This is a genomic window from Apibacter sp. B2912 (assembly GCF_009827835.1).
Lineage (GTDB): Bacteria > Bacteroidota > Bacteroidia > Flavobacteriales > Weeksellaceae > Apibacter.
In genome coordinates, this window is sequence record NZ_WINV01000001.1 from 437249 (window position 1) to 451610 (window position 14362).

Sequence of the window (14362 nt, forward strand, 5' to 3'; positions counted from 1 at the left end):
AAATAATATAGTTTAAAAAACATCTACTTAGTAGATGTTTTTTTATTATAATAATCGGAAATATTTTTGATTTCATCTAAAGACAAATTCCACATAAAATTTAAAAATCTTTGGTAACTTTCCGTTTGATTTTCAGGATCAACCCTTTCTAAATATCTATTTAATTTATAATTTTTTCTTCCCTCATATATTTTTTCAAAACACTTACCCATCCATTCTCTGTAATAAAAATCCTTACTATTCTTTTGTAATTGTATTAATGACAAATAGATTCCTTTGCCGTATTCTTCAAAGAAATACATAGACGGAATTTGTTCAAAATGAGCAATCCTTTGTAACTCAACAAATTCCTTAGATGGCTTATTCTTTATAGAATTTTTATTAACAAAAGTAAAACTTGATTTTAATTTTTTAATTCTATCCTCAATTTCCGGATGAGTGGAAATTGAATCCTTATTAATTTTTTCTTGATATAAAGAATAATCATAATTTGAAAAATCTTCCGTTTTAAACCAATTCTCATTAAAAGGTTGATTAGGTAAATTAAATATTTTTCTATAAATATTTTCTTTAACACCCTTAAGTTTAACAGAATCGTATTCAGCCATTAATTCAAGAGCATCAATAAAAACCATTTCATTAAAAGGTGAATTTTTAAGCAATACAAAACCTAAGGAATCTGCTTGGTATTCATTATTTTTTCTCATCTCACCGGTTGCATATAGCTTTGCTTTAAAAAGATCAAGAGCTGCACTGGATTTATTATATTTTTGCTTTTTAATATTTTTAATTTGATTTTTGGTGCTGGTAGATAATTGATCTGAGACTCTTTTTTCTTCTGTTTTCAAAGAATGTTTTAACATATCATGACTCAATTCGTGAGCTAAAACAGATGCAAATTCATCATCATTATCCAACCAATAAAATAAGCCCATATTTAAAACAAAGGTTCCATTGGGTAAACAATAAGCATTTAAACTCGGGTCCTTAGAAATTAAAAAAATTAAATTTTGAGGAAGATTAGAATTTCCTTTTTTTAATTGATTAAAAATAGAATCCACGTAAGAAGAAAAACGAGAATCATATATAAATGTCCCTTCCTTAATCTTCTTTTCAAATTCTTTATTAAATTCCTCATAATTTTTTGCCATTAATTTTCCTATCTTTTTAGGATATTTATTCTGAATCGATTTTACCCACTCACCGGCTGAATTTTCAAAAGAAGAAGCAGCCAATTCTCTAGCAGTTTTATCAAGAGTGTCAATGGGAATATAATTTTGAGCCAATAACAAATTTGTAAAAACAAGAAACACACACTTTAGAATTTTCATTTTGTTAATTTTTTAAATCCAAAAATAAAGTATTTGTGCTAAATTCCAAATATTCGATTTATAATCCTTACAAATAATCGTAACTTTGTTAATTCTTTGAATTACCCCATGCAGAATACATTAAAATTATCAGGATTAGAAGTTTTTACTATTTATCTTGGAAGCAATTTTATAAACATCGGTGAAAGGACCAATGTTACCGGATCGCGTAAATTTTTAAATCTGATAAAAAATGAAAAATTCGATGAAGCTCTTTCAATTGCCCGAGATCAAGTGGAAGGAGGAGCTCAGATCATTGATATTTGCATGGATGAAGGCTTAATTGACGGCGTGAAAGCTATGACTACCTTTTTACGTTTGATTGCTTCTGAACCCGATATAGCACGAGTTCCTATCGTTATCGATTCATCAAATTGGGAAGTCATTGAAGCCGGATTAAAAAACATTCAAGGAAAAGGAATAGTTAATTCCATCAGCCTTAAAGAAGGTGAAGAAGAATTTATAAAAAAAGCCAAAATAATCAAACGATACGGCGCGGCTATGATTGTTATGGCATTTGATGAAGAAGGACAAGCCGATAATTTGGAAAAACGAAAAATTATATCCCAACGCTCCTATGATATTTTGGTTCATCAATTAAACATTAACCCTTATGATATCATCTTCGACCTCAATATTTTCCCGGTAGGTACCGGAATGAAAGAACACCGAAGAAATGCACTTGATTTTTTTGAAGGAACTCAATGGGTGAAAGAAAATCTTCCGGGGTGTTTCGTTTCGGGAGGAGTAAGTAATGTATCCTTTTCGTTTAGAGGAAATAATAAAGTTCGGGAATCGATTAATGCAGCATTTCTATATCATGCCATCCAATACGGATTGGATATGGGAATTGTCAATCCCACCCAACTGGCCATTTATCAAGAGATTGAACCGCAATTACTAAAAAAAATTGAAGACGTCTTATTTGATAGAGATGAAGAAGCTACCGAAAGGCTTATAGAATATGCAGAAACTATTGTTGAAAATAAAGATACAAAAGAGCAAAAAATAGAAGAATGGAGGTCGTGGCCGATTGAAAAAAGATTGGAATTTGCTTTGATAAAGGGCAATGCGGACTACATTGAACAAGATGTTGAAGAAGCCCGTTTACAAGCCAATAAACCTTTGGATGTAATTGAAGGTCCTTTAATGGATGGAATGAATACGGTTGGCGAGTTATTTGGAGCGGGTAAAATGTTTCTTCCTCAAGTGGTTAAAACTGCTCGAGTAATGAAAAAGGCTGTTGCATACTTGCAACCTTTCATTGAAGCAGAAAAAAACGGAGAATCTCAATCTAACGGTAAAATACTAATGGCTACCGTTAAAGGTGATGTTCATGATATCGGTAAAAATATAGTCGGAGTCGTATTGGCTTGTAATAACTATGAAATTATAGATTTAGGAGTTATGGTTCCTAAGGAAACAATTATCGAAACCGCCATCCGTGAGAAGGTGGATTTGATTGGACTTAGCGGTTTAATTACTCCTTCTTTAGATGAAATGATCCACGTGGTTGAAGAACTCGAAAGAAGAAATCTTTCATTTCCGGTCATGATTGGAGGAGCTACTACTTCAAAAATCCATACCGCCTTAAAAATTGCTCCTAAATACAGTCATACGGTTGTTCATGTCTTAGATGCCTCTAAATCTGTTACCGTTGCATCTTCTTTACTCTCTTCACAAAGCGAGGATTTTAAGAAAAAAATATCAGAAGAATATGCCCATTTAAGAGAAGGCTATTTAAATAGAAGTACTGAAAAAGAATATCTTACGCTAGAACAAGCTCGTAAAAATAAACTAAATATTGATTGGAATCAATACATTCCCTGTAAACCCAAACAGCTAGGTGTACAAGTTTTTTCCTCCATACATCTGGAAGATTTAACGGAATATATCGATTGGCAACCCTTTTTCAGAACTTGGCAACTGACAGGAAAATATCCCGATTTGCTTTCAGATGAAGTAACCGGCGATGAAGCCACAAAATTATATCACGATGCATTACAAATAATTGAAAAAGTAATTGCTGAAAAACTATTGCAACCCAAAGCCGTAATTGGATTATTTAAAGCCAATTCCAATGAACAAGACGATATTGAAATTTACTCGAATGACAATAAACTAATTCATACATTTCGAACCTTACGGCAGCAATCTGTAAAGTCTGAAGGCAAACCGAATTTAGCCCTATCCGACTTTATTTTACCTAAAAACAAAGAAAATTTACACGACTATATAGGATGTTTCGCTGTTTCTATTTTTGGAGCAGAAGCCTTGGCCAAACATTACGAAACAAACCATGACGATTATTCGGCTATTATGATAAAAGCTGTTTCGGATAGATTTGTGGAAGCCTTGGCTGAATACATGCATCATAAGGTAAGAAAAGAAATTTGGGGATATGCTCCCGATGAAATCTTGGACAATCAATCACTATTTAAAGAAAAATATCAAGGCATACGTCCCGCTCCCGGTTATCCTGCTTGTCCGGATCATTTGGAAAAGCTTACTATTTTGGAATTGTTGGATGTTACGGATCGTATTGGAGTACAATTGACTGAGAGCCTTGCAATGTATCCGGCTTCTTCAATTTCGGGATATTATTTTGCCAATCCACAATCTAACTATTTCGGATTAGGGAAAATTACGCAAGAACAAGTTAAAGATTATGCAAAACGTAAAGAAATAAAACTTGAAGACGCACAATATTGGCTTAAACCTAATTTAGCCTAAGAATCTTACTATTTCACTTTTATTCTTGTTTTAAAAAAGAATGAATTAAATATTTATAAAAGCTAAACAAGAGACTACTTTTCTTTATAGAGAACATTACTAAGCCAATAATTCTTTATCTAATATAAAAAGAAAAGGTACATTTGCAATTATGAATATTCTATTAGTTGAAGACGATTTAAGAGTTTCGGAACTGATAAAAAAGGGTCTTAAGGAACAAGGATTTACTGCAACCTTAGCTTATGACGGTTTATCGGCAAAAAATTTGTTTCTAAGCCATGATTTTGACCTGATAATCACGGATATTATATTGCCTGAAATTAATGGAATAGCTCTTTGTAAAGAAATAAGAATGTTGAAACCGGAACTTCCCATTATCATGTTAACTGCATTGGGAACTACCGACGATAAAATTGACGGTTTTGATGCCGGAGCGGATGATTATCTAGTCAAGCCTTTTGAAATGAGAGAGTTGACTGCAAGAATAAAAGCTCTGTTAAAAAGATCATCCAAAAATAAATTAGGATTTATCTTAAAATTTTGTGATTTGGAAATGAATTTGCAGACGAAAATTGTGAAAAGAAGCAATAAAGAATTAAATCTTACCCTAAAAGAATTTAAACTCCTGGAATTTTTATTACAAAATCAAGGCAGAATTATTTCCAGAACGGAAATTGCCGAAAAAGTCTGGAACACTCATTTTGATACGGGAACTAATTTTATAGATGTGTATATTAACTACTTACGAAAAAAAGTAGATAAAGATTTTGAAAAAAAACTTATTCATACTCGCTCCGGTATGGGATTTATATTAAAATCCGATACATGAAAATTCGTACTCAGATCACCCTATTGTTTTCTTTGATTACAGCATCCATATTGCTGATATTTGCCACTATCATTTATATTTCAGCCAAACAAAACAGAGACAATGAATTTTATTCTTTATTAAAAAAAGAAGCCATAACCAAAGCAAATCTTTATTTTAAAGCGAAAGTACCCCCACAAACTCTTCAACAAATTTATCATAACAATTATCAAACAATTCAAGAAGTTGAAGTAGCTGTATACGATAAAGAATTTCATCTTCTCTATCATGATGCGGTAGATATTGATTTTGTGAAAGAAACTCCTGACATGATTCATGAAATTTATTCCAAAGGAGAGATCAAATTTCATCAGGGCGACTGGCAAGTAATAGGACTTATCTATTCCTATAAAAACAATAAATACATAATCACTGCGGCTGCCTATGACCAATACGGATACAATGAACTCAAGTCTTTATTGAGAAATTCATGTATTATCTTTATATTTTCCATACTTTTTATCATCCTTGTCGGATATTATTTTTCTAAAAAAGTATTCAAACCGATTAAAAATCTAACCACGGAAATGAAAAAAATATCAGCCAATCATTTAACGGTTAGATTGAAAACCAAACCTGATAAGGATGAGCTTTCCGAATTGGCAATTACATTTAATCAAATGCTGAATCGGTTGGAAAATTCTTTTGAAACGCAAAAACATTTTGTTTCCAATATTTCCCATGAATTGCGAACCCCGTTAGCAGCCATTATTGCTGAACTGGAACTTTCTTTACATCATCAAAAAACATCGGAAGAATATCAAAGGATTTTGAAAAACGCCTTATCAGATGCTAAAAAAATCACTAAATTATCTAATAATTTGCTTGATCTGGCAAAAGCCAGTTATGATCCCTCTAAAATAACATTTAAGCCAACAAGGATCGATGAAATCCTTATAGATGCTTGCAGTCAAATACAACAAGCAAATGCTGCCTATCAAACAAAATTATTTTTTGAAGATGATTTCATTCTCGATAATGAAACAGTACTAATGGGCAACGAATATTTGTTAAAAGTAGCCTTTATCAATCTTATTGAAAACGGATGTAAGTTTTCCGAAGATCACCTGTGCCATATATCCATTTCAACTAGTAATTCAAAACTTCAACTGAAATTTTCAGACCGTGGAATTGGAATTCCAACGGAAGACATTTCCAAAATTTTCACTCCTTTTTACAGAGGAAAAAATAAAAGCTTTAGCTACGGAAACGGAATCGGCCTTTCTCTTACTAAAAAAATTATTGAACTGCATTCCGGAACTATCAACGTAACCAGTCAATTGCATCAAGGTACTACCTTCACCATTCTATTATAACCTTTGTATTGCATTCTTTTCTAATAAAATTCTAATTTTTTTTTAAATCTTTTTTAATATTCATTAACAATTAGTTACCTTATTTTTGTATACAAAAAAAATTAAGAATTTTTAAAAAAGGCGGAAAATATGAAAACTATAAAAATCCGAAACATCAACTTACTAATTTTAGGATTATGCTTTATAACTTTTTCATGCCATAAACAAAATACAGAAGAAGAAAAGCCGGAATTTACTGTTAGTGGAAACACAATTATTTTACCGGATAATTCTAACATAAAAAATCACTTAAAAATAGAACCCGTAAAAAGTGAATGGTTAAGCCCCGACTTAGCAACCGTAGGAGTCGTCAGGGCCATACCAACCGGTTATGCGGAAATAGTACCTCCGTTTGCAGGCAGAATTACCCAATCCTTTGTAAAGCTGGGACAAAAGGTAGACGTGGGTTCTCCTCTTTTCGCCATCAGCTCTCCCGAATATTTCAATGCACAAAAAGATTATTTTGAAGCACAACAAGAATATTCCTTATCAAATTTAAATCTTAAAAGACAAAAAGACTTATTAGAGCACGGAGTAGGAATACAACGAGTGGTAGAAGAAGCTAAAACCGATTACGAAACCAAAAGATCCGCACTTGAAAATGCAAAAGCTGCTTTAAAAGTTTTTAATATAAATCCCGGCAGTTTAAAATTAGGGCAGCCCTTAGTTGTAACCTCTCCAATCAAAGGGGAAATTATTACCAGCAAAATAGTTATCGGTCAATATATCAAAGAAGAAGCTGAACCTATAGTCACCATAGCAGAATTAAATAAAGTATGGATTGCCGGACAAATAAAAGAAAAAGACTTAGGATTCATTAATAAACTAAAAGAAGTTACCATACAGGCAGACGCTTTTCCCGATAAAAATATAACCGGCAAAATATTTCACGTCAATGAAATGGTGGATGAAGACACCCGAAGTGTTGAAGTATTGGTTGAATGCGACAATTCGGACAGAGCCCTGAAACCGGGAATGTATGTAAACGTTCATTTTAAAAATGAACCGGAAGAAACTTTAACAGTTCCTACCCGGGCAATCTATCAAGTAAACGATGATCAATTTGTATTTGTACAAGTAGATAAAAATAAATTCATAAAAAAAAAGGTTGAAACCAAAGATATTTCAAAAGACAAAACCGAAATAAAAAAGGGAATTAAAGCAGGAGAAAATATAGTGACCGAAGGAGGAATATATTTACTGGAAGCCCAATAAAACAAAAAGAAAAACATGAATAAACTTATTCAAACAACTATACACAAACGTTGGGTACTGGTTGCCCTTTTTGTTATGCTTGCCCTATTCGGGTATTATTCCTGGAAACACCTTTCCATTGAAGCCTATCCGGATATCGCGGATGTAACATCTCAAGTGGTCACCCAAGTTCCCGGATTAGCGGCGGAAGAAATTGAACAACAAATAACCATTCCGGTGGAACGGGCCCTAAACGGTCTTCCGGGAATGCATGTAATGCGCAGTAAAAGCACCTTCGGACTTTCCATTATTACCATCGTATTTGAAGACGGTGTAGATGATTATTGGGCGAGGATGAGAATACAAGAACGATTAAATGATGTAGAATTACCTTATGAAGCAACTCCCGAATTAGACCCTTTAACTTCTCCTATTGGAGAAATTTATCGATACATTATTGAAAGTAAAACGCACGATTTACGCGAATTGACCGATCTGCAAAATTTCGTAATTATTCCACGAATTAAGCAAGTAGCAGGAGTTGCCGATGTAACAAATTTCGGAGGAATTACTACCCAGTTTCAAATTGAGCTGGATCCCAAAAAACTCGATCAGTATCAATTATCGTTAGGAGAAGTCATTAAAACCATTGAAAATAACAATGTTAATGCAGGAGGAAGTATTTTACCTCATGGAGATTTAGGATATGTTATTCGTGGAATCGGATTAGTTAAAAACCTGGAAGATATCGGTAAAATAGTAGTCAAATCGGAAAATGGAGTTCCTATTTTATTAAATGACATAGGAAAGCTTAAATACGGAAACATTGAACGAAAAGGAATTTTAGGTTATACAGATAAAAAAAGAAACTATTCTGAGAGTATTGAAGGAATCGTACTTTTATTAAAAGGACAAAATCCATCTAAGGTTTTAGAAGGAGTTCATGAAGCGGTAAACGATTTGAATACTCAAATCTTACCGGAAGGCGTAAAAATACATCCGTTTTTAGACAGAACCGAATTGGTGAACACCACCTTGAATACTGTTTCGCACACCCTGTTTGAAGGGATGTCACTGGTTATTGTTGTACTAATAGTTTTTTTAGGAAGTTGGAGAGGTGCTTTGTTGGTTGCCGTAACCATTCCTCTTTCCCTTCTCATTGCATTCATCTTGATGTACTTCACACATATTCCGGCAAATTTGCTTTCTTTGGGTGCTATAGATTTTGGAATCATTGTAGATGGTGCCATCGTTATGATGGAAACTATATTGCGGAAACGAGAAGAAGAACCTAATGAAGAATTGCAAGAAAAAACCATTGCACAAAGGGCTGCCGAAGTTGCAAAACCTATTTTATTTTCCACCATCATCATTATTACTGCTTATCTGCCTCTTTTTGCCTTCGAAAGAGTTGAAAAAAAATTATTTACTCCGATGGCATTTACAGTCAGCTATGCCTTATTCGGTGCTCTTCTCGTTGCCTTATTACTGATTCCCGGATTGGCCTATTTTATATACAGAAAGCCCCAAAAACTCTATCATAATAAATGGTTGGAAAAACTGACCGATCGCTATTTTATAAACATACAAAGGATTATGAAAGCTCCGAAAAAAATATTTCTTCCTTTAGGAATTTTACTGGGAGTTACTTTTCTACTGGCTTTTTATGTTGGAAAAGATTTTCTGCCTCCTTTGGATGAAGGATCCATATGGCTTCAAGTTCAGCTTCCGCAGGGTATTTCCGTTGAAAAGTCTAAAGAATTAAGCGACACGCTACGCGCACATACCATGAAATATGATGAAGTAACTTATATCACGGTACAAGCCGGTAGAAATGACGACGGTACCGACCCATGGACGGCATCTCATTTTGAGGTTTCTATTGGATTAAAGCCTTACAAGGAATGGAAAAAAGGAAAAACCAAATACGACCTTATCGCTGAACTGGAAAAAGAATATTCAAAACTTCCCGGTTTTACCGTCGGGTTTTCTCAACCTATGATTGATGGGGTAATGGATAAAATATCCGGAGCTCATAGTGAGCTGGTAGTAAAAATTTACGGAGATGATTTCGGGGAAACCCGTAGAATTGCCGAGGATGTTATGAAAACTTTAAAAACTGTTAAAGGAGCAGTAGATTTAGCTATCGATCAAGAACCGCCCCTACCTCAACTTCAAATAATTGCAAACAGGGACAAAATTGCCCAATATGGTTTAAATGTAGCAGATGTTGCAGAACTTATTGAAGTAGCCATTGGCGGGAAAGCCATTTCTCAAATTTTTATAGGAAATAAAGTTTACGATATTATCTGTCGTTACGATGAAAACAGCAGAAATACGCCTGATAAAATTTCAAATTTGATGCTTACCTCTGAAACAGGAGCCAAAATACCACTATCACAAGTTTGCGATATCAAGTTAAGTACCGGAGAAAGTACCATTACGAGAGAAATGAATAAAAGGCATTTAACGGTAAAACTTAATTTGCGAGATCGAGACTTAGGTAAATTCTTAGTAGAAGCACAACATAAAATAGAAAAAGAAGTAAAATATAATCACGAAAAATACCATATCAAATGGGGAGGACAATTTGAAAACCAAAACAGGGCTTATGCTCGTTTGGCCTTTATCATTCCTTTGTCTTTGGGAATTATGTTTATCTTATTATACAGTGCCTTCGGAAATTTCAGACAAGCCGGTTTGCTGATGAGCATTGTTCCTTTGGCTTTATTTGGCGGAATGTTAGCATTAAATGTAAGGGGCATGACTTTAAATGTTTCTTCAGCAGTTGGATTTATTGCTTTATCGGGAGTAGCTATACAAAATGGCGTAATTATGATTTCGCATATAAACTTTTTACGAAAACAAGGACAAACACTTCTCCGGGCGGTACTATTGGGTGCAAAAGATCGATTCAGACCGGTACTAATGACCGCAACAGTGGCTATTTTAGGTTTGCTCCCGGCTTCTTTAGCTACGGGTATTGGTTCGGATGTACAACGACCTTTGGCTACCGTAATTGTTTATGGACTATTATTTTCAACTGTTATTACCCTGTTTGCCTTACCGGCTCTATATTATATTATTGAAAACAAATGGGGAAAAGATGAACAAACAGAAGAAATTTAAAATCTGAAATTTATGAAATCAAAGTATACGATTCTATCGATATTCATCTGCCTCCTGTTTATACCGTTAATAGTACTGGCTCAAGTTGTCGATACCACCTTTGCTAAAAAACAACTGAACTATATTGATTTTATTCAGCAGGTTAAGAATAACAATTTGGAATACGCAGCACAAAAATATACGGTAAATCTCGCTGAAGCAGAGGTTGAAAATGCGAAAATTATTCCTGATGTGGAATGGAACATAGAAGGAAACAGCAACCAAAAACATATGGGTAACAATTTGGAAACCGGCTTAGGATGGACTATCGAGCTGGGAGGAAAACGAAAAGCCCGTATCGACTTAGCTAAAAGTCAAGTTGATTTAAATCGCTATTTGTTACAAGATTATTTACGAAATTTATATGCGGATGCTTCTTTGCAGTTTTTGGAATGTATTCAAAATAAAAACCTGTTGGATGTACAACTCAATTCTTATAAAACGTTATCCAATTTAGCCGCATCCGACAGCATTCGATATAAATTAGGAGATATTACTCTAACAGATTCTAAACAAAGTAAGTTGGAAGCTCAATTCATGCTCAATGAAGTCTTTAAAGCCGAGTCGGAATGGAAAAATTCTTTATATGCCTTAAATTTAGTCATGGGTAAATCTCAAAAAGATACTTTATATACAGCTAACAGCAATTTTACCGACTTTACCAGAGATTTTGATTTGGCTGATTTGATAACAACCGCACAAAATAATCGTGCCGATTTACAAGCCGCTTTACAAAATAAAGAAGTTTCACAAAAAATGTTGAAGTTAGCGAAAGCTAATCGGGTAATGGATTTAGGAATTAGTGCCGGAATGCAATTTAACGGAAAAGCTACCAATGAAGAAGCGCCTTCTCCGTATCATACGGGGGTAACAGCCGGACTCTCCATACCTCTTCGTTTTTTAAACAACCGAAAAGGAGAAGTGCAAACAGCACATTATACCATTCAACAAGCAGATTTAGAATATAAGCAAGTGGAACTTCAAATTCAAACTGAAGTTACTCAGGCGTATCAAAATTATGTAAATACCAAAAAACAAATGCAGCAGTTTTCCAATGGTTTGCTTTCCGAGTCCAAGTCCATTCTTGAGGGTAAAATCTACTCCTATAAGAGAGGTAATACGTCACTTCTTGAAGTCTTAGACGCACAAAGAACGTATAATGATGTACAGGAAAATTATTATCAAACCTTATATAATTTCTGTTCTGCATTAGTAAGATTGGAAAGAACTGTAGGCATTTGGGATATAAATTTTTAATTTTAAAACCAATAATCTTTTCATACCCTTGTATTTTTTACAGACCTTAGGTATTTTAAATGGCAGATTATATCTTTGTAAAAATTTTAAATAATTGGTTAAAATAGGAAACATAGAATTACCCGACTTTCCCTTTATTTTGGCACCTATGGAAGACGTGAGCGACCCTCCCTTCCGTCGTTTGTGTAAAATGCATGGAGCAGATCTCATGTATTCCGAATTTATTTCCTCAGAGGGTCTAATACGAGATGCCATAAAAAGTAAGAAAAAGCTTGATATATTCGATTACGAACGTCCTATAGGAATACAAATATTTGGCGGAGATGAAGAGGCTATGTCTCTATCTTCCAAAATAGTTGAAACCGTACAACCTGATTTAGTTGACATTAATTTTGGATGCCCGGTTAAAAAAGTAGCCTGCAAAGGAGCAGGTGCGGGAGTACTGAAAGATATTGATTTGATGGTTCGTTTAACTCGAGCTGTTGTACGAAGCACTCATCTTCCGGTAACCGTAAAAACCCGTTTAGGTTGGGATGAATCTTCCATTACCATTGATGAAATTGCTGAACGTTTGCAAGACGAAGGAATACAAGCACTGACTATCCATGCACGTACACGATCTCAAATGTATAAAGGGCACTCCGATTGGTCTCATATTGCGCGGGTTAAAAACAATCCAAGAATTAAAATTCCTATTTTTGGCAATGGTGATATCAACTCTGCTAAAAAAGCTAAGGAATATAAAGACACCTATGGAGTTGACGGTATCATGATTGGAAGAGCTGCTATTGGAAATCCTTGGATATTCAGCCAAATTAAACATTATCTGAAAAACGGAGAAGAGCTTCCACCGCCCGATTTGCAACAACGTATTGAAGCTGTTAAAAATCATGCTAATTGGTCAGTGGAATGGAAAGGCGAACGCACCGGCCTTTTAGAAATGCGTCAACATTATTCTAATTATTTTAGGGGAATTCCTAATTTTAAAATCTATAAAACTCAATTGCTTTCAGCTCTAACGTTAGAAGAATTGAACCAAATATTTGACAACCTCCTTGCTGATCAAGCAATTTAATTCCTATTTGAATTGATGGTTTACCTGATTGAGTAAATTTTTATTATTACTAAAATCTGTTGATAAGGTTGAATTTTTAATCTGATTTATAAAAATATAGCCGTCACATTTTCCATAAATTCTTTTTCATCGATATTTTTTCTTTATCTTTATCCAGACTATTGATAAAGCTATCTACTAATGAATCAGGAAATTGTACATCTTATTGCCCTACGAATGTGTCCTCTTATCGGCGATATGACGATTAAGAAATTAATAAGCCATTTCGGAAGCCCACAAAATGTTTGGTCTGCAAATTCTCAAGAATTGCTTTCTGTGTATCATATAGGTCATAAAACCATTCAACATTTAGGTAATCAATCGCTTTTAGATCAAGCTTATAAAGAGTTTGAATATTGCATTACTAATAATATTCAGATAGTGCATCTATGGGATGATTCCTATCCTATCTTATTAAAGGAATGTTCGGACGCTCCTGTAATGCTCTATTATAAAGGTGTTATAAATTGGAAACTACCCGCAGTAAGCATAGTAGGGACTCGTAAAATGACCTCTTACGGCGAAAATTTTACAAAAAAATTAGTAGAATGCTTTCAAAACAAAAAAATCAATATTGTCAGCGGATTGGCTTTAGGAGTGGATGGATGCGCTCATAAGAAAGCTAATGAACTTGCCATTCCCACTCTGGGAGTACTTGCTCACGGCCTATCTACCCTTTACCCGCCACAACACAAAGGATTAGCAGAAAGAATGATACAAAACGGAGGTATCCTTAGCGAATTTGCACCTAATACTAAACCCGAAAGAGCTAATTTTATACAGCGTAACCGTATCATTGCCGGGTTGTCTTCTGTAACGGTCATTGTAGAATCAGGATACGGAGGCGGTGCCATTTCCACTGTGAAATTTGCTAATTCGTATCATCGTGAGGTATTTGCTTTGCCCGGAAAAGTTACGGATACTTGCAGTCAGGGATGCAACCAGCTTATCAGAAACTTGGAAGCTCAAATACTCACCCGACCTGAAGATGTGGTATCCTTATTTGGAGAAGCTCCTATAAAAAATTTACAACAAGAATTATGGATTGATCTCACAGATCAAGAATTGAAAATTATTGAATTGTTAAAACGTAAAGGGAAATTGCAAATTGATGCCTTATCTTTAGAATTAAATTTACCTACGTTTCAACTCATGCCGATTTTGTTACAATTAGAACTTAAAAACATCATTGAAACCCTACCCGGAAAATATTTTTCTTTACTTTGATCTCCTACTTATTTTTAAAAAATATCAGTAATAAATAGTGCCCATCCTCGAAAAATTTAAAAAAAAATCAAAAGAG

At 34.2% G+C, this 14362-nt stretch carries 9 protein-coding genes; 8 read left to right on the forward strand and 1 reads right to left on the reverse strand.

Translation table 11 applies throughout. The features are described from left to right. Window positions 1-23: 23 nt before the first annotated feature. Complete coding sequence (locus GFV01_RS02065) at window positions 24-1331, reverse strand: M48 family metallopeptidase (protein WP_160564457.1); 1308 nt, start codon at window positions 1329-1331, stop codon at window positions 24-26. Window positions 1332-1439: 108 nt separating this feature from the next. Between GFV01_RS02065 and metH the strand changes: the two genes are divergently transcribed. The 8 genes from metH to dprA all read left to right on the forward strand — a co-directional run bounded on the left by metH (window position 1440) and on the right by dprA (window position 14286). Next, window positions 1440-4103: a methionine synthase gene (gene metH, locus GFV01_RS02070; protein ID WP_160564459.1), complete on the forward strand. Its 2664-nt coding sequence runs from the start codon at window positions 1440-1442 to the stop codon at window positions 4101-4103. Between the two features lie 151 nt (window positions 4104-4254). Continuing rightward, on the forward strand, window positions 4255-4932 hold the full coding sequence (locus GFV01_RS02075) for a response regulator transcription factor (RefSeq protein ID WP_160564461.1): 678 nt from the start codon (window positions 4255-4257) through the stop codon (window positions 4930-4932). Further along, on the forward strand, window positions 4929-6287 hold the full coding sequence (locus GFV01_RS02080; protein ID WP_160564463.1) for a HAMP domain-containing sensor histidine kinase: 1359 nt from the start codon (window positions 4929-4931) through the stop codon (window positions 6285-6287). The genes GFV01_RS02075 and GFV01_RS02080 overlap by 4 nt, the downstream gene beginning before the upstream one ends. A gap of 129 nt (window positions 6288-6416) precedes the next feature. Then, on the forward strand, window positions 6417-7541 hold the full coding sequence (locus GFV01_RS02085) for an efflux RND transporter periplasmic adaptor subunit (RefSeq protein ID WP_160564465.1): 1125 nt from the start codon (window positions 6417-6419) through the stop codon (window positions 7539-7541). 15 nt (window positions 7542-7556) lie between these two features. After that, the gene (locus tag GFV01_RS02090) at window positions 7557-10649 is read left to right on the forward strand and encodes an efflux RND transporter permease subunit (protein WP_160564467.1); all 3093 of its coding nucleotides are present in this window, start codon (window positions 7557-7559) and stop codon (window positions 10647-10649) included. A 12-nt stretch (window positions 10650-10661) separates the two neighbouring features. Then, on the forward strand, window positions 10662-11945 hold the full coding sequence (locus tag GFV01_RS02095) for a TolC family protein (RefSeq protein ID WP_160564469.1): 1284 nt from the start codon (window positions 10662-10664) through the stop codon (window positions 11943-11945). Window positions 11946-12039: 94 nt separating this feature from the next. Next, window positions 12040-13020 (forward strand): tRNA dihydrouridine synthase DusB, encoded by a 981-nt coding sequence (gene dusB / locus GFV01_RS02100; RefSeq protein ID WP_160541825.1) that lies wholly within the window; start codon window positions 12040-12042, stop codon window positions 13018-13020. A 180-nt stretch (window positions 13021-13200) separates the two neighbouring features. Beyond that, complete coding sequence (gene dprA / locus GFV01_RS02105; RefSeq protein WP_160564471.1) at window positions 13201-14286, forward strand: DNA-processing protein DprA; 1086 nt, start codon at window positions 13201-13203, stop codon at window positions 14284-14286. The last annotated feature ends 76 nt before the right edge of the window (window positions 14287-14362 follow it).